This is a genomic window from Polaromonas sp., from assembly GCF_043778355.1.
Classification (GTDB): Bacteria; Pseudomonadota; Gammaproteobacteria; order Burkholderiales; family Burkholderiaceae_C; genus Polaromonas.
The window spans coordinates 1-16,534 of the sequence record NZ_JAYWHI010000035.1; the positions used below are offsets into that span (position 1 = coordinate 1).

General features: G+C 60.0%; 14 protein-coding genes. 10 read left to right on the forward strand and 4 right to left on the reverse strand.

Features of this window, described 5'->3' with window-relative positions; all coding sequences use genetic code 11:
- The first annotated feature begins 72 nt into the window (after nucleotides 1-72).
- The 3 genes from ACH2CW_RS06540 to ACH2CW_RS06550 are packed head-to-tail and all read left to right on the forward strand — an operon-like array spanning nucleotide 73 to nucleotide 3,850.
- The gene (locus ACH2CW_RS06540) at nucleotides 73-1,293 is read left to right on the forward strand and encodes a class I SAM-dependent DNA methyltransferase (protein WP_395056309.1); all 1,221 of its coding nucleotides are present in this window, start codon (nucleotides 73-75) and stop codon (nucleotides 1,291-1,293) included.
- 8 nt (nucleotides 1,294-1,301) lie between these two features.
- Nucleotides 1,302-3,026, forward strand: a complete 1,725-nt coding sequence (locus ACH2CW_RS06545) for a restriction endonuclease subunit S (protein ID WP_395056311.1) — start codon at nucleotides 1,302-1,304, stop codon at nucleotides 3,024-3,026.
- Between the two features lie 2 nt (nucleotides 3,027-3,028).
- Entirely contained in the window at nucleotides 3,029-3,850 is an 822-nt protein-coding gene (locus ACH2CW_RS06550; protein ID WP_395056313.1) for a hypothetical protein, read from the forward strand.
- A gap of 27 nt (nucleotides 3,851-3,877) precedes the next feature.
- On the opposite strand, the gene ACH2CW_RS06555 is transcribed toward ACH2CW_RS06550, so the two are convergent.
- From ACH2CW_RS06555 to dnaA, 4 genes are all read right to left on the reverse strand, one after another.
- The gene (locus ACH2CW_RS06555; protein WP_395056315.1) at nucleotides 3,878-4,489 is read right to left on the reverse strand and encodes a PolC-type DNA polymerase III; all 612 of its coding nucleotides are present in this window, start codon (nucleotides 4,487-4,489) and stop codon (nucleotides 3,878-3,880) included.
- Nucleotides 4,490-4,729: 240 nt separating this feature from the next.
- Nucleotides 4,730-7,357, reverse strand: coding sequence for a DNA topoisomerase (ATP-hydrolyzing) subunit B (gene gyrB, locus ACH2CW_RS06560; protein WP_395056317.1), 2,628 nt, complete (start codon nucleotides 7,355-7,357; stop codon nucleotides 4,730-4,732).
- A 182-nt stretch (nucleotides 7,358-7,539) separates the two neighbouring features.
- Entirely contained in the window at nucleotides 7,540-8,646 is a 1,107-nt protein-coding gene (dnaN, locus tag ACH2CW_RS06565; RefSeq protein WP_395056319.1) for a DNA polymerase III subunit beta, read from the reverse strand.
- Between the two features lie 270 nt (nucleotides 8,647-8,916).
- Nucleotides 8,917-10,311, reverse strand: coding sequence for a chromosomal replication initiator protein DnaA (gene dnaA, locus ACH2CW_RS06570; protein ID WP_395056321.1), 1,395 nt, complete (start codon nucleotides 10,309-10,311; stop codon nucleotides 8,917-8,919).
- A 336-nt stretch (nucleotides 10,312-10,647) separates the two neighbouring features.
- Between dnaA and rpmH the strand changes: the two genes are divergently transcribed.
- The 7 genes from rpmH (at nucleotide 10,648) to ACH2CW_RS06605 (ending at nucleotide 16,486) form a co-directional block, all read left to right on the forward strand.
- A complete protein-coding gene (gene rpmH / locus ACH2CW_RS06575; RefSeq protein WP_007862708.1) occupies nucleotides 10,648-10,782 on the forward strand; it encodes a 50S ribosomal protein L34 in 135 nt (44 codons plus the stop codon).
- Nucleotides 10,783-10,827: 45 nt separating this feature from the next.
- Nucleotides 10,828-11,238, forward strand: coding sequence for a ribonuclease P protein component (locus ACH2CW_RS06580; RefSeq protein ID WP_395056323.1), 411 nt, complete (start codon nucleotides 10,828-10,830; stop codon nucleotides 11,236-11,238).
- Nucleotides 11,239-11,273: 35 nt separating this feature from the next.
- On the forward strand, nucleotides 11,274-11,582 hold the full coding sequence (gene yidD / locus ACH2CW_RS06585) for a membrane protein insertion efficiency factor YidD (protein ID WP_395056431.1): 309 nt from the start codon (nucleotides 11,274-11,276) through the stop codon (nucleotides 11,580-11,582).
- Nucleotides 11,579-13,306: a membrane protein insertase YidC gene (yidC, locus tag ACH2CW_RS06590; RefSeq protein ID WP_395056325.1), complete on the forward strand. Its 1,728-nt coding sequence runs from the start codon at nucleotides 11,579-11,581 to the stop codon at nucleotides 13,304-13,306. The genes yidD and yidC overlap by 4 nt, the downstream gene beginning before the upstream one ends.
- A 39-nt stretch (nucleotides 13,307-13,345) precedes the next feature.
- Nucleotides 13,346-14,794 (forward strand): tRNA uridine-5-carboxymethylaminomethyl(34) synthesis GTPase MnmE, encoded by a 1,449-nt coding sequence (gene mnmE / locus ACH2CW_RS06595; RefSeq protein ID WP_395056327.1) that lies wholly within the window; start codon nucleotides 13,346-13,348, stop codon nucleotides 14,792-14,794.
- 161 nt (nucleotides 14,795-14,955) lie between these two features.
- Nucleotides 14,956-15,447, forward strand: coding sequence for a Crp/Fnr family transcriptional regulator (locus tag ACH2CW_RS06600; RefSeq protein ID WP_395056329.1), 492 nt, complete (start codon nucleotides 14,956-14,958; stop codon nucleotides 15,445-15,447).
- A 247-nt stretch (nucleotides 15,448-15,694) separates the two neighbouring features.
- Nucleotides 15,695-16,486, forward strand: a complete 792-nt coding sequence (locus tag ACH2CW_RS06605) for a hypothetical protein (RefSeq protein ID WP_395056331.1) — start codon at nucleotides 15,695-15,697, stop codon at nucleotides 16,484-16,486.
- Nucleotides 16,487-16,534: the final 48 nt, after the last annotated feature.

Consider the following 16,534-nt stretch of genomic DNA (forward strand, 5'->3'; position numbering starts at 1 on the left):
TGCGTCCGCGAAACTGATCTGGTCCATCGCTGCTGCTCCTTTGTGTATCTCAACGGTCAACACATCTGATCGGTGGACTTGTTCAGAGTTTCCCTAAAGAACCTGCGCGGCGACGCCCAGCGCAACCCGCGCGGTTATGTGGTGCGCGGCGTGTTTGAAGACGCCTACAACTACATGAAAAGCGGCCACCTGCTGCGCCAGGTCATCAACAAGCTCAACGCGATTGATTTCAACCGCCAGAACGAGCGTCATCAATTCAACGACGTCTACGAGAAAATTCTCAAAGACCTGCAAAGCGCCGGCAACGCGGGCGAGTTCTACACTCCGCGCGCCGTCACCCAGTTCATAGTCGACATGGTCAACCCCCAGTTGGGCGAAAAAGTGCTGGACCCCGCAACCGGCACCGGCGGCTTTCTGGTCTGCGCCATCGAGCACATGCGCAAGCAAGTGAAGAACACCGAGCAAGAGGCCGTGCTGCAAGCCTGCATTGGCGGCGTCGAGAAGAAGCAGTTGCCCCACATGTTGTGCGTCACCAACCTGATGCTGCACGGCATTGAGGTCCCCAGCCAGGTGGTGCATGGCAACACCCTGGTCCGCCCGCTGCGCGACTACACCGCCGCCGAGCGAGTGGACGTCGTGATGACCAACCCGCCCTTTGGCGGCGTGGAAGAACCGGGCATCGAGCAGGGTTACCCCAGCGACGTACGCACCAAAGAAACGGCGGATTTGTTTCTGATACTCATCAAACACATCCTCAAAACCAATGGCCGCGCCGCGCTGGTGCTGCCCGACGGCACCCTGTTTGGCGAAGGCGTCAAGACCCGCATCAAAGAGCAACTGCTGACAGAGTGCAACCTGCACACCATCGTGCGCCTGCCCAATGGCGTGTTTGCGCCCTACACCGGCATCAAGACCAACCTGTTGTTCTTCACCAAAGGTGCGCCCACTAAAGATGTCTGGTACTACGAGCACCCCTATCCAACGGGTGTGAAGAACTACAACAAGACCAAGCCGATCCGCATCGAAGAGTTTGACGCCGAGAAAGCCTGGTGGGGCAGCGAGGCCGATGGTTTTGCAGGGCGTGTAGAGAACGAACGCGCCTGGAAGGTGAGCATCGAACAGATCAAGGCCGCAGGCTACAACCTGGACCAAAAGAACCCCCACGCCGTAGACGCCGTCAGCCACGACCCCGAGCAACTGCTGGCCGACTACGCGCGGCTGCAAGGCGAAGCCCAGGCCCTGAGGGATGAATTGAAGCAAATATTAGCCAAATCCCTCAGTGGCCCAGGTTAAATCTGCTTATGTTGCTATCAAATTTGAACCTACTGGCCACCGCCCCCGGTGGCGTGGCGCGCCTGCGCGAGCTGATTTTGACGTTGGCAGTGCAAGGCAAGCTTGTTGCCCAAGACCCCAAGGACGAACCGGCGAGCGAGCTGCTGAAGAAGATACGGGCCGAGAAAGACCGGCTGATTGCCGAGAGGACATTGAAGCGCGAAAAGGACGAGCCAGCCTTAACCGACGATGCGCTGCCTTTTGCCTTGCCTGACTCTTGGAGTTGGGCTGCGTTAGGGGAGGTCATCGACATAGTTCGCGGCATCACTTTCCCCGCGACGCAGAAAACCAGGGAAGCTGCGCCAGGGCGAATCGCTTGCCTGCGCACGTCGAATGTCCAACAGACTATCGAGTGGGAAGACCTGCTCTTCGTGGACCGCTCGTTTATGGGGCGCGAAGACCAACTTATCCAACACCACGACATTGTGATGTCCATGGCGAACAGCCGCGAGTTAGTTGGCAAGGTAGCGCTCATCGATCAAATTCCCCACGCCGAAGCAACTTTTGGTGGCTTCCTCGGGGTCTTGCGTCCGCGCAAGATCGACCCACGTTACGCAATGGCAGTTCTGCGCACGCCATATGCGCGGTCGCTATTGATTGACAGTTCAAGCCAAACGACAAACATTGCTAACGTGTCATTGGCTAAGTTGCGGCCTTTGCCATTTCCACTTCCGCCCGAGGCCGAACAATCCCGCATCGTCACCCGCGTCGAAGACCTCATGCGCCTGTGCGACGCGCTCGAAGCCAAGGGCCAACTCGAAGCCACGCAACACGCCCAAGTCATCAGCACCCTGCTGGCCACGCTCACCGACAGCGAAACGCCCGCGCAACTGGCCAACAACTGGCACCGCGTTGCCACCCACTTCGACCTACTGCTAGACCGCCCCCAGGCAGTGGATGCACTGGAGCAAACCATCCTCCAACTCGCAGTGCGCGGCCTGCTCGTCCCCCAAGACCCGCAAGACGAACCCGCCAGCGAGCTGCTCAAGAAAATCCGCGCCGAGAAAGACAAGCTCATCGCCGTGGGTAAGATCAAACGCGACAAACCTCTGCCGCCGATTGAGGACGAAGAACAGCCGTATCCCTTGCCTCAGGGGTGGGAGTGGACGCAGACTGGCCATTTGGTGAACGACAGCGAAGCCGGTTGGAGTCCAACTTGCATCGGCAGCCCTCGACGCAGCGGGCATTGGGGTGTCTTGAAGGTCAGCGCCGTTTCATGGGGAGCGTTTGATGCCAACGCCAACAAAGAGCTTCCGGCAGACCTCGTGCCACGACCCGAATACGAAGTGCAGGATGGAGACTTCTTGCTGTCGCGTGCCAATACCGAGGAGCTAGTCGCTCGCTCTGTCGTCGTTGGTAAAGCGGTACCTTTACTGATGCTCAGCGACAAAATCATTCGGCTGGACGTTTCGAGTCTGATGCATCGCGATTTCCTAAACCTGTGCAACAACGCGCACCATGCTCGTGCTCACTACATTGCCAACGCTTCTGGCACAAGCAGTTCCATGAAAAACGTGTCGCGCGAAGTCGTACTACGAACGCCGGTTCCGCTCCCGCCCCTCGCCGAACAATCCCGCATCGTCACCCGTGTAGCCCAGTTGCGCCGCCTGTGCGCCGACCTGCGCCAGCGCCTGACCGCCAGCCAATCATCCCAAGCCCATCTGGCCGAGGCGCTGGTGCAAGAGGTCGCCTGATCATGTCCGTCGTCGGTGAAGCCACTGGTGTTATCGGCTTGCTCGGAAAAGGCTGGGGTTGGCTGGAGGACCGGCTTGACCCAGCGCGTTTATCCGCCAAGCGGCTGATTGCTGCATTCGAGTCACACGGCATAGCCCGGCAGCAGATCATTCGCTTGCTTCCACCGCAAGTGCTGCAGTCCAAACCTGAAGTTGGCATGGCGGATTTTTCCTTGCCCAAAAAGTTGAAGCTCAAGCTGTCACCGCTCTTGCTGGATTGGGCCGCTGACTATTTGAACGTGCAACGCGCGTGGCTGGACGGTGTCGATGAGTCGCCGCACGTCGTGATAGACCGTTACAAGCGCCCCGCCGAATACCGTGCCTGGCTACAGGCGCGTCAAGCCCAAGCGCCCGAGGTCGGCCGCTGGCTGAGCGTGTGGAAAGCGAAGGGCGAGGAGATTGGGCCGGAAGGCAGCGGCCCGCTGTGTTTGGTGTTCCAAGAAACGACTGAAGGCCTCGACGGCAAGGAATGGTCTCGTTACTGGTTGTTGTCAGATGAATGGCGCATGGACCATCCCCCATGCGTGGAGAACATGGTGGCGGCCGTCGCTGTGGCGCGATCACTAGGCATTCTGGTAACCGGACATGACCTGCCTATAAGCAAGTTGGCCGACGTGGCAACCGGAAAGCTGCTGATCCCACAAGCTGAGAACCATCGGTGTGGCCGGTGGTATCCAGAAGACTTAGCAGTCCCTCCACCGGGAAAGAGTTCCGAATGGCAACGCGCTGTATGGAAAGGTGCGCAAGCGTGGCTGGGAGAGGCTCACCCTCATCAGCCATCATGAACACTTGGCCGGCTTCGAACATGGCCCTCAGACACTGCCGTACTTCGCCATCAGTGCAGGAATAGCAGGCTTCGCGCAGCGCTGCAGGTTCATCAACAAGGCGTGGTCGGGCCTGCCGACGCGGTGACGGGTGCGCAGGTCGTGCTGGATCTGGCCCAGCAGCGAAGCAGCCATTTCCGCATCAGCCAACGCCCGGTGGGCACGGCCGGCGCGGGGCAGGTGGTGGTAGTCCACCAGCACCCCCAGCTTGTGGCTGGCTGCCTGGGGGTACAGCCTTCTGGAAACCAGCATGGTGCAGGCAAAGGGCTGGGCCGCCGCGGCACCGGCGCGCGCCAGCTCGGCCTGCCAGAACTTGCGGTCAAACGATGCGTTGTGCGCCACCATGGGCGTATCGCCGACAAAACGGCTGGCTGCCAGCATGACGGTGGCGGCATCGGGCGCGGTGGCCACCATGGCGTTGCTGATGCCGGTCAGGCTGGTGATGAAGGCGGGAATGTGTATGCCTGCATTCATCAGGCTCTGGAAGCGGTCCACCACGCAGCCGTTTTCGACCAGCACGATGGCCACCTCGGTGGCGCGGTCGCCCATGGCGGGCGACAGGCCGGTGGTTTCAAAGTCGATGACGGCGATGCGGGTCATACCCTTACCCTCCGCCATCTCGCCTAGACCATGTATTCAATCGCGCTTGAGCCGAGTAATGCGGCAGACTTTTTGAACCCGGAATTCAACGGCTAAGCATCCTGTATGGCGCTGAAGGCGCAACGCCTCCACTGCATCGATTCGGGCCTGAACCGGCTGCGCAAGCCAATAGGACTGGTCCCCGGGCTCCTGAGCGGTATGCAACTGGGTAAGCTTCATCGTGCGCTGCATGACCTGCCTTTACACATCAATATTCGCAGCCCGCAGCGCATTCGTCTCAATAAACTCGCGGCGCGGCTCAACGTCGTCGCCCATCAGCATCGTGAACACGTGATCGGCTTCGATCGCGTCGTCAATCTGTACGCGCAGCAGGCGGCGCACGGCCGGGTCCATGGTGGTTTCCCACAATTGGGCCGGGTTCATCTCGCCCAGGCCCTTGTAGCGCTGGCGCGCGGTGGCGCCTTCGGCTTGCACGATCAGCCAGGCCATGGCGTCGCGGAAAGTTTCGACTTTTTCTTCTTTCTGGCGCTCACCTTCGCCGCGCGTCACTTTGGCGCCTTCGCTCATCAACCCTTTGAAGGTCACGGCGGCTTCGACCAATGCGGCATAGTCGGCGCCGTGCACAAAGTCCTGCGTCAGCACACTGCTCTTGACGTTGCCGTGGTGGCGGCGGCTGATGCGCAAAATCGGCTTGTCGTTGCGGCTGTCAAACTCACCGGCCACTTCAGCGGTCGGCAACTGGGCCTGCAGCGCGGCTGCTGAACGCTCGGCGTCTTCCACGGTGTCGAGGTTCAGCGCCACGCCGTCGGCAATGGCCTTCAGCGCTTCGGCGTCCATGTAGCCGCGCAGACGCGCGATGACCTGCTCGGCCAACTGGTGTTTGCGCGCCAGCTCGGCCAGGGTGTCGCCGGTCAGCAGCGTGCCCTTGCCGGTCGAGGGGTCGGCGCCAGTCAACACGGCAGCGTCTTTCAACGCGATCTTCAGCAGGAAGCTGTCGAGTGCCGGACCGTCCTTGAGGTATTGCTCTTCCTTGCCGGACTTGACCTTGTACAGCGGTGGCTGCGCAATGTAGATGTGACCGCGCTCGACCAGCTCGGGCATCTGGCGGTAGAAGAAGGTCAGCAGCAGGGTACGGATGTGCGCGCCGTCCACGTCGGCGTCGGTCATGATGATGATGCGGTGGTAACGCAGCTTGGCAACATTGAAGTCGTCATTGCCGGTGGTGCCGCCGGCCTTGCCGATGCCGGTGCCCAGGGCGGTGATCAGCGTCAGAATCTCGTTGCTGGTCAGCAGCTTTTCATAACGCGCTTTTTCGACGTTGAGAATTTTGCCGCGCAACGGAAGAATCGCCTGAAACTTGCGGTCGCGGCCCTGCTTGGCAGAGCCGCCGGCGGAGTCACCCTCGACGATGTAGATCTCGCACAGCGCCGGGTCTTTCTCCTGGCAGTCGGCCAGCTTGCCGGGCAGACCCATGCCGTCGAGCACACCCTTTCGGCGCGTCATGTCGCGCGCCTTGCGCGCCGCTTCACGTGCACGCGCAGCTTCAATGATTTTGCCGACGATGATCTTGGCATCGTTGGGCCGCTCCTGCAGGTAGTCGGCCAGCAGTTTGCTCACGATGTCTTCGACCGGGCCGCGCACTTCGCTGCTCACCAGTTTGTCTTTGGTCTGGCTGGAGAACTTGGGCTCGGGCACCTTGACGCTCAGCACACAGGTCAGGCCTTCACGCATGTCGTCGCCGGTGACTTCAACCTTGGCTTTTTTGGCCAGCTCACTGTCATCGATGTATTTGTTGATGACACGTGTCATCGCCGCGCGCAGGCCGGTCAGGTGGGTGCCGCCGTCGCGCTGCGGAATATTGTTGGTAAAACACAGCACCTGTTCGTTGTAGCCGCTGTTCCATTGCATGGCCACTTCAACACCGATGTTGGTGTTCTGGTCACTCTGGCGGTCGCCCATGGCGTGGAACACGTTGGGGTGCAGAACCGTCTTGCCCTTGTTGATGAAGTTGACAAAACCAGTGACGCCACCAGCGCCGGCAAAGTCGTCTTCCTTGCCGCTGCGTTCATCTTTCAGGCGGATCTTCACACCGTTGTTCAAAAAGCTCAGCTCGCGCAGGCGTTTGCTCAAGATCTCGTAATGGAAGTCGTTGTTCTGCTGGAAGATGTCGGTGTCGGGCAGAAAATGCACCTCGGTGCCGCGCTTGTCGGTGTCGCCCAGCACCTGCATTGGCGACACCTCAACACCGTCGATCGTGTTGACAATGCGGTTCTGCACAAAGCCTTTGGAAAACTCCATCACATGGACTTTGCCTTCACGGCGAATCGTCAGGCGCAGCATCTTGGACAGTGCATTCACGCAGCTCACGCCCACGCCGTGCAGACCACCTGAAACCTTGTAGCTGTTCTGATTGAACTTGCCGCCGGCATGTAACTCGGTCAGGGCGATCTCGGCCGCAGAGCGTTTGGGCTCGTGTTTGTCGTCCATCTTGATGCCGGTCGGGATGCCCCGGCCGTTGTCGACCACACTGATGGAGTTGTCCAGGTGAATGGTGACCATGATGTCATCACAATGACCAGCCAGCGATTCGTCAATCGAGTTGTCGACCACCTCGAACACCAGGTGGTGCAAGCCGGTGCCGTCCGACGTGTCGCCGATGTACATGCCAGGGCGTTTGCGCACGGCTTCCAGGCCTTCCAGAATCTGGATGGAGCCCTCGCCATACCCCTCCGACGCGCCGGCCTGGTTGGTATCGATCTTGGGTTGGTAATTGGAGCTTCCCTCACCACCTTCACCGGAATGAACACCCTCTATGGCCCTGCCATTGTCGTCAGGAGTGGCTTCGTTGGGCTTGTTTGCTTCGGTCATAACTAACTTTTACCTTCGGTGAAACTACGTTTTCACAATCTCTTGAATGACCAAACCCGCTTTCACAAGCGGGTTCTGCCTTAACTTGTCATCCCGGACTTGATCCGGGATCCATGCCACACCAACCATCCAGGCTCGCGTTGCATGGATTGCGGGTCGAGCCCGCAATGACACTTTTCTCACTAAATCCGCATCGGCATCACAACGTATTTGAAAGCCGCGTTGTCGGGGATCGTCAACAAAGCCGAACTGTTGGAGTCGGCCAGCTCGATCTTCACCATGTCCTGGTCCATGTTGGCCAGCGCGTCGATCAGGTAGGTGACGTTGAAACCGATTTCGATGGCGTCGCCACCGTAGTCAATGTCAAGCTCGTCGACCGCCTCTTCCTGCTCGGCGTTGTTGGACGCCACACGCAAGGTACCAGGCTCGATGTTCAGACGCACGCCCTTGAACTTCTCACTGGTCAAAATGGCGGTGCGTTGCAGGCTGGCCAGCAGCGGCACGCGGCCCAGGGTGATGATGTTTTTGTGGTTTTTGGGGATGACGCGGTTGTAGTCGGGGAACTTGCCCTCGACCAGCTTGGTGACAAATTCCATGCCTTCGAAAGAAAACTTGGCCTGGTTGCCGGCAAACTGCATTTCGATCGCGCCTTCCTTGTCACTGAGCAGGCGCTGCATCTCCAGCACCGTCTTGCGCGGCAGGATCACTTCCTGGCGCGGCACCTCAACGTCAAGCGTGGCCGATGAAAACGCCAGGCGGTGGCCGTCAGTGGCCACCAAGCTCAGCTGCTTGCCCTCGGCGACAAACAAAATGCCGTTGAGGTAGTAGCGAATGTCGTGCACGGCCATCGCAAACGACACTTGGTTCAACAGCTCCTTGAGCACCTTTTGCGGCACCGAAAAGCTGGGGCCAAAGTTGGCCGCTTCCTGCACCAGCGGAAAGTCTTCAGCCGGCAGCGTCTGCAGCGTGAAGCGGCTCTTGCCACCCTTAAGGATCAGCTTGCTCTGCGCCGACTCCAGCGACACGGTCTGGTCGCTGGGCATGGAACGCAGGATGTCGATCAGCTTACGTGCGCCCACCGTGGTGGTGAAGTTGCCGCTGTCACCATCGAGCTCCGCGGTGGTGCGGATCTGGATTTCGAGGTCGCTGGTTGTCAACTGAAGCTGCGAGCCCGTCTTGCGGATCAGCACATTGGCCAGGATGGGCAGCGTGTGCCTGCGCTCCACGATGCCTGCAACCGACTGCAAAACGGACAAAACTTTATCCTGGGTGGCTTTGAGAACAATCACTGTCTTAACCTCTTATTTCTTTAATTCAAATTAGTAGTAGTAGATAAGGGAAGCACGTTTCTGTGGACAGCCCTATTTTCTTCTTTTTGATCAAGGACTTGGCGCTTGTTTAACCTTGTGGTCAGACACCCTCTGAAGGTGACTGACTTATATGAACAACTTCTGGAAATCCGCCTCCCCTGTGGATAAGTGCCAGGTTGTTCAAAAGTTGTCCCCACGGTTTCGCGGCGGGCTCGCATCTGGAGAAAAGTGGCTGAAAAAGTATTCATTTCAGCCTTTCAGGGTTTGTTCCAGCACATGTAATTGCTGGTTGAGTTCGGTCATTTGCTGACGCTCGGCCGACATCTTGCGCACGGCGTGCAGCACGGTGGTGTGGTCACGCCCACCAAACAGCTCACCGATCTCGGGCAGGCTCTTCTGGGTCAGCTCCTTGGCCAGGTACATGGCAATCTGGCGTGGCCGGGCAATGCTGGCGGGTCGCTTCTTGGAATACATGTCGGCGACCTTGATCTTGTAGTAGTCGGCGACGGTCTTCTGGATGTTCTCGACCGAGATCTGGCGGTTCTGGATGGAAAGCAGATCCCGCAGGGCTTCCCGGGCCAGCTGGATGGAGATTTCCTTGAGATTGAAGCGTGAATAAGCCAGGATCTTGCGCAGTGCGCCTTCAAGCTCGCGCACATTGGAGCGCACGTTTTTGGCAACAAAAAACGCAACCTCTTCGGGCATCACGGTGCCCTCGGCCTCGGCCTTGCGGATCAGGATGGCCACACGCATCTCCAGCTCGGGCGGCTCAATCGCCACCGTCAGGCCGGAGTCAAAACGCGAAACGAGGCGCTCGTGGATATCGGCCAGGCCCTTGGGATAGGTGTCGCTGGTCAGCACAATGTGCGACTTTTTGGTCAGCAAGGCCTCAAAAGCGTTGAAAAACTCTTCCTGCGTACGGTCCTTGTTGGCGAAAAACTGGACGTCGTCGATCAGCAGCAGGTCCAAGGAGTGGTAACGCTCCTTGAACTCGTCAAAGGTCTTGCGCTGGTAGGCTTTAACCACATCCGAGACAAATTGCTCGGCATGGATGTAGAGAACTTTGGCGGCCGGGTTGTCGGCCAGCAGCTTGTTGCCGATGGCGTGCACCAGGTGGGTTTTGCCCAAACCGACGCCGCCATAAATAAACAGCGGGTTGTAAAGCTGCCCCAGGCTGCTGGAGACATGCATCGCGGCAGCCCGACCCATGCGGTTGGCCGTGCCCTCGATCAGCGTGTCAAAAGTCAGCGCGGTGTTCAGCCGGTTTTTGAACGGGGCCCCGGCGACCTCTTCAGGCACACCCAAACCCACCGGTTCAGAAACGCCGTTTCCCTCGAAGCTGCGTGTCAAAGGTGCAGATCTGGCGGAGGCTTCGCGCTGAGCAAGCGCTAACTCCAAAGGAATCGGGTGGCCAGAAATCTTTTCCAGCAGGGCGGAGATACGGCCTGCGTACTGTGCGCGGATCCAGTCCAGCTTGAAGCGATTGCCGACCTGGATGGTGACCTTGGACAGGTCGGTAGCCACCTCGGCAACCAGCGGACGAATCCAGGTGTTGAATTGCTGCTCCGGCAACTCCTGGGCCAGATGGTCGACACAGCTTTGCCACAGGTCCTGGCTGGAACTGAGAACAAATGCCTCACGCATACGGGGTTTCGGCTGAACAGTCACAGGAGCCGGCAGGCTTGTGCTTGTGGATATTATTAATTTTTGGCACCCGGTATTGTAGCTCTGCGACCTAGTTATCCACAAAACTATTCGTGCGGGTTTTAACCTAGTCTGCTACCCGCAACCGGGCTCTTCCATCTCAGGCTTTACCGCCGATGCGGGGCCTAACTTGTTGCCACGCCTGCGAAATCTGCGATAATCATGGGTTTCCCTGATTCGTCGCGGGTTTGCAAGTTGTGCTGACGCTTATTTTGAGCGGCCGGACCACGCATTGCGGATTTTGCACAGGGAGCTTTGTAGCTTGTAGGACCCATCATGAAACGCACATACCAACCCTCCAAAGTCAAACGCGCACGCACGCACGGTTTTTTGACCCGCATGAAAACACGCGGCGGCCGCGCAGTGATTGCCGCGCGCCGTGCCAAAGGCCGCAAGCGCCTGGCTGTATAAGCCCGTTCCCGGCTCCTGTTGCTTTCGCGCGGACGCCAGGCGCCAGTGCAGCGGCTTCAAACCCGTCCCCAGTTTCAGGCAGTCCTTGCCGGTGCCATTGTTGCAAGAACAACGCATTTCGCATTGCACCGTAATGCGCTCGATGCCATGAACGCGCAAACCGTTCCTGCCACAAGTCATGACACGCCGGACCTGTTCCCTGTGCAGGACACCTGGGTCGGTGCGATGGTGCCTAAACGCTGGGCCAAACGCGCGGTGACGCGCAACGCCATCAAAAGACAGATCTACACCGTGAGCGCTGATTTTTTGCCCTCTTACCCCCACGCCGCCTGGGTGGTGCGCCTGCGCCGTGACTTTTCCCGCAAGGAATTTATCAGCGCCAGCTCCGATGCGCTCACGCAGGCCGTTCGCTCCGAGGTGCTGGCCCTGATGCGGGCCGGGGCGCGCACAGCATGAGCGCCTTGACCTCACTGCGCCGCGCGGCTTCTGTGATGGGCCGGTTTCCGCAAAAATGTCTGGTCGCTCTGGTCAAGGGTTACCGCTTGCTGCTGAGCCCCTGGCTGGGCTCGTCTTGCCGTTTTGAGCCGACCTGCTCGGCCTATTCCCTGCAGGCACTGCAGCAGCATGGCGCCGCCAAGGGCAGCTACCTGACGTTGTACCGCCTGGTTCGTTGCCACCCCTGGTGCAATGGTGGTTTTGATCCGGTACCGTCGTCGCAACCCACCGGCGACCGAATTTCCCTTTTCACCCGTCTGGTCACGCCTGTGACTTCGATTCCCTCTAAAAAGAAGCCGTCATGAACGACATACGCCGCACCATCCTGTGGGTGATTTTTGGTTTTTCCATGGTCCTGTTGTGGGACCAGTGGCAGCTTTTCAATGGCAACAAGGCGACGTTTTTCCCTGCACCCGCCCCGGTGGCCAGCAGCCCGGCACCCGCCGCTTCGCCCGCTCCCACGGCAAGTGTTCCCACAGGCGCGCCAGCCATCAGCGCCCTGCCGGCCCCGGTGTCGCTGCCTGGCGCGGTAGCCACACCGGGCGCCGTGCCGGCCAGCACACCGTCTGTCACGAAGCAGCGCCTGGTGGTGGGCACCGATGTGCTGTCACTGACCTTTGATACCGAAGGCGGCTCATTGATTGGTTCGTCCTTCCCGCGCCTGAAGGATGTGGATGGCAAGACCGATGGTTTTGTGCTGCTTGATGAAAGCGCGGCGCGTGTTTATGTGGCCCAGTCCGGCCTGATCGCTGGCGCCGGCGGCGGCAGCTTTCCCACCCACAAAACGCTGATGACCGCAGTGCCTGGTGAGCGCCAGCTCAAGGACGGCCAGGACAGCCTGGAAGTCAAGTTCGAGTCGGCCGAGGTCGGCGGCGTCAAGCTCGTCAAAACCTACACGCTCAAGCGCGGCGCCTACGACATCGCGGTACGTCACGACATTGTCAATACCGGCACGGCATCCGTGTCGCCGCAGCTCTACATGCAACTCGTGCGCGACGGCAACAAACTGCCGGGCGAGTCGGCGTTTTATTCAACCTTCACCGGCCCGGCGCTTTATACCGAGGCCAAGAAATACCAGAAGGTCGAGTTCAGCGACATCGAGAAGAACAAGGTAGAGGTCGAGAAACAGGCCAGCAATGGTTATGTGGCCATGGTCCAGCACTATTTCGCTTCGGCCTGGATCCTGCCCGATGGTCTGCAACGCGACATCTTCCTGCGTAAAGTGGACACCAACCTGTATGCCGTGGGCATGATCACGCCGTTGCAGGCGATCGCGCCAGGCGCCGCCCAATCCACCACCGCGACGCTGTTTGTCGGGCCGCAAATCGAAAACCAGCTGGAAGCGATTACGCCCGGCCTGGAGCTGGTCAAGGACTACGGCTGGCTGACCATCCTTGCAAAACCGCTGTACTGGCTGCTCGACAAGTTGCACGGCATCCTGCAGAACTGGGGCTGGTCGATTGTGGCGCTGGTGGTGCTGCTGAAAATCGCGTTCTACTGGCTCAATGCCAAGGCGTATGCCAGCATGGCCAAAATGAAGGCGGTCAACCCCAAGATCATGGAAATGCGTGAGCGCCTGAAGGACAAGCCACAGGAAATGCAAGTGGCCATGATGAAGATCTACAAGGAAGAAAAGGTCAACCCGATGGGCGGCTGCTTCCCCATCATGATCCAGATCCCGGTGTTCATCGCCCTGTACTGGGTGCTGCTGAGCTCGGTCGAGATGCGCAATGCGCCATGGACCTTGTGGATCAAGGACTTGTCTTCGCCCGATCCTTTCTACATTCTGCCGCTGTTGATGACGGCGACAACCATGCTGCAGACCGCCTTGAACCCGACGCCACCGGACCCGATGCAGGCCAAGCTGATGTGGTTCATGCCGCTGATTTTCAGCGTGATGTTCTTCTTCTTCCCGGCCGGTCTGGTGCTGTACTGGATCACCAACAACATCCTGTCGATTGCGCAGCAGTGGGTGATCAACACCCGCATGGGTGTGCCGCCGCAGTTCAACCTGCCGAAGTTCAAATAATCAAAAGGGCCGCGTCGCGGCCCTTTACCATTGCGGACCATGCTTGCCCGCCATCACGACCCCATTGCCGCCGTTGCCACTGCCCCCGGGCGTGGTGCGGTGGGCATTGTGCGGGTATCGGGCAAGGGACTGGCCGCTCTGGTTACCGCGATTTGCGGCAGATCCTTGCAAGCGCGCCACGCGACCTACCTGCCTTTTGTGGACGCACACGGCCAGGTCATCGATCAGGGCCTGGCGATTTATTTTCCGGCACCGCACTCTTACACCGGCGAGGAGGTGCTGGAGCTGCAAGCCCACGGCGGACCGGTGGTGTTGCAGTTGCTGCTCGCGCGTTGCCTGGAGGCGGCCGAAACCATCGACGCGGCCACGGGCCGGGCGCGACTAGCCGGCCTGCGCCTGGCCCAGCCGGGAGAGTTCACCGAGCGGGCTTTCCTGAACGACAAAATGGACCTGACCCAGGCCGAGGCGATTGCCGACCTGATCGATGCCAGCACCGAAACCGCTGCGCGTTCGGCAGCGCGCTCCCTGTCGGGAGAGTTTTCGAAAGAGGTGCATGCCCTGCTCAACCAGCTGGTGCATTTACGCATGTTGGTCGAAGCCACGCTGGACTTTCCCGAAGAGGACATTGACTTCCTGCAAAAGGCCGATGCCCAGGGCCAACTTACCGGGCTGCAGCAGACGCTAGCCGGCGTGATGCGGCGTGCTCAGCAGGGCGCAATCCTGCGCGAAGGCATCAAGGTGGTGATTGCCGGGCAACCCAACGCCGGCAAAAGTTCGCTGCTCAATGCGCTGGCGGGCGCCGAGCTGGCAATTGTCACGCCGATCGCGGGCACCACCCGTGACAAGGTGACCCAGCTGATCCAGATCGACGGCGTGCCGCTGCATGTGGTGGACACCGCCGGCCTGCGTGACAGCCTCCTGCCGGAGGTCGGTGAGGTTGAAAAAATCGGCATTGCGCGTGCCTGGCAAGAAATCGAAAGCGCCGACGCGGTGCTTTTTCTGCATGACCTGACGCGCCAGCACACGCCCGATGATCCGCACATGGCGCAGAGCTACAAAGCGGGGGATGCCGCCATCGCGGCCGACCTCGCCGGCAAATTGCCCGTTACCACGCCGGTCATCGATGTCTGGAACAAGTGCGATAGCGCGCTTGTGGCGGTGCTGGACGAGTCCCGGACTGGCGTGGTGATCTCCGCCAAAACCGGCGCTGGTTTGGAGCAGCTGCGACAGCGCCTGTTGGCACTGGTGGGCTGGCAGGCCGCACCTGAGGGTGTGTTCATGGCGCGCGAGCGCCATGTGCAGGCCTTGCAGCAGGTGGATGCGCAGCTTGCGAAGGCGGCCAGCCAGCTCAGGGCGAGGGCGCCCGCCCTGGACCTGCTGGCGGAAGACTTGCGGCAAGCACAGAACGCGCTGAGCAGCGTGACCGGTGCCTTCACGCCGGATGACCTGCTGGGCGAAATATTCTCGAAATTCTGCATCGGCAAATAAGCGCGCAACTGATCTGAATGTGGGGGCGAGCATGGCGACCGCTTGGAGCCGACTATCGACAAAGATCGGTCAGTTACAGCCGCGCATTCGATGTATCAGCTGTAAGCGAGCGTTAACATCCCTTGCGGCTTGCATGACTGGAGGCGTATCTTCCGTCCACCATGAACGCACCACTACCTGCCGCCCTCCGTTTTGACATTCAAGGCCTGGCAACCGCCATTGCGCACAGCCATGCCAGCGACGCGCTGCGCTGCCAGTTCACGCAGCAGCAGTGGGAGATTCTGGGCAGCTATATGCAGCCCTTTGCCATGCAGCAGGGCCAGGTGCTGATTGAGCAGGGGTCGAACGACCAGACGCTGTACTTTATTGAAAGCGGAACGCTCAGCGTTCATTACGAGGACGACAAGGGCCGGGTGCGGCTGGCGCTGGTGGCGGCTGGAACCGTGATCGGCGAAGGCGCATTTTTCTCGCGTTTGCCGCGCAATGCCACCGTACAGGCGACCAACCCCAGCAAGGTCTGGTGCCTGACAGCCTTGCGCTTCAAGGAGCTGACCAACCGGCATAGCCCGATCGCGCTGGAGCTCACGCTGGCCATGGGCGGCGTGTTGGCAAAACGGCTGTACAACCGGCCAAAACGCGTGGCGGTCACCTGAGGCGGCTGGCGTTGCTCCGGTATTGATAGCGGCGGGTGCTTGCTGCCAAAGGGCCAGGCCGCAAAAACATCAGCCAGACGTCTCCACCTGCCTGTCCAAGCCAGCGCCAGTGTGATTTATTGCAGGCATTTGTTCTGCCCCTCAAGCGACAAGTCGCGAAGGACTCAGTAAACTCAAGGACAAGTACGCGATCTTGCAACCTACCCGATGGCCCATGATGCGGCAGTCGTTTTTCAGGCAGTAACCCATGTCTTTATTCAACTGGTTTTCCGGCAAGCCCGTCGCTGGCGCTGCTGTCTCAGGCAAAACGCAGCCGGGCAGTGATGGCGCAGGCCTGGCCGGTGGCAACGATTACCGGCCTGCCGCCGCGTCGCTTAAAACTGCTGCAGACGGGCATGTGCGCGGCAGCAGCGCGCACAAGTCACACCGCCACGCCAAGCGGGAGCTGCTCTACACGGCGGTGCGCGAGGCCATGATCCGGGCCGGCGTTTTGTCGGCCAGCTACAAATTCAAGGTGTTGTCGCTGGACCCGCGCGGCGAGCAATTCATGGTCATGATGGACCTGTCGCAGGAGTTTGGCGGGCAGGCAGAAAGGCTGGCCGAGATAGAAGTCATGATCGCCCAAAGCGCCAAGTCGCGCTACAACATACGGGTCACGGCGGTTTACTGGCGCTTTAACGAGCTGGTGTCGGTGGTGCGGCCGGCTGCTGCGTCTCAGGCCAGCCACCGGCCGACGCCCCTTCACCATGCCGGGGCGGCCATGGCAGCCGCGGCCCTGGCCGAGCCTGCGATGGCCGCTTTGAAGCCGGCGCCGGGGGCGCATCGGTATGAGCCTATTCAGGCCGATGAGGTCGCGGCTTTCAAACAGGCACTCGCCGCTGCATCCGCCCAGGGTGTGCCGGCGGCCGAAGGCGGTGCGCCGGGCCGCAGCATACCGCGCTCCTACACGCTGCTGACCGGGTTCGAAGACACCGAGATGCCGGACTCGCCGGCCCTGGTACCCGCGCTCAGCGCGACCCAGTACGGCGACCTTCGCTGAGGGTTAAAAAGGCATCCAGCCCATACGGCGAAGGCGCAATCAGCTATT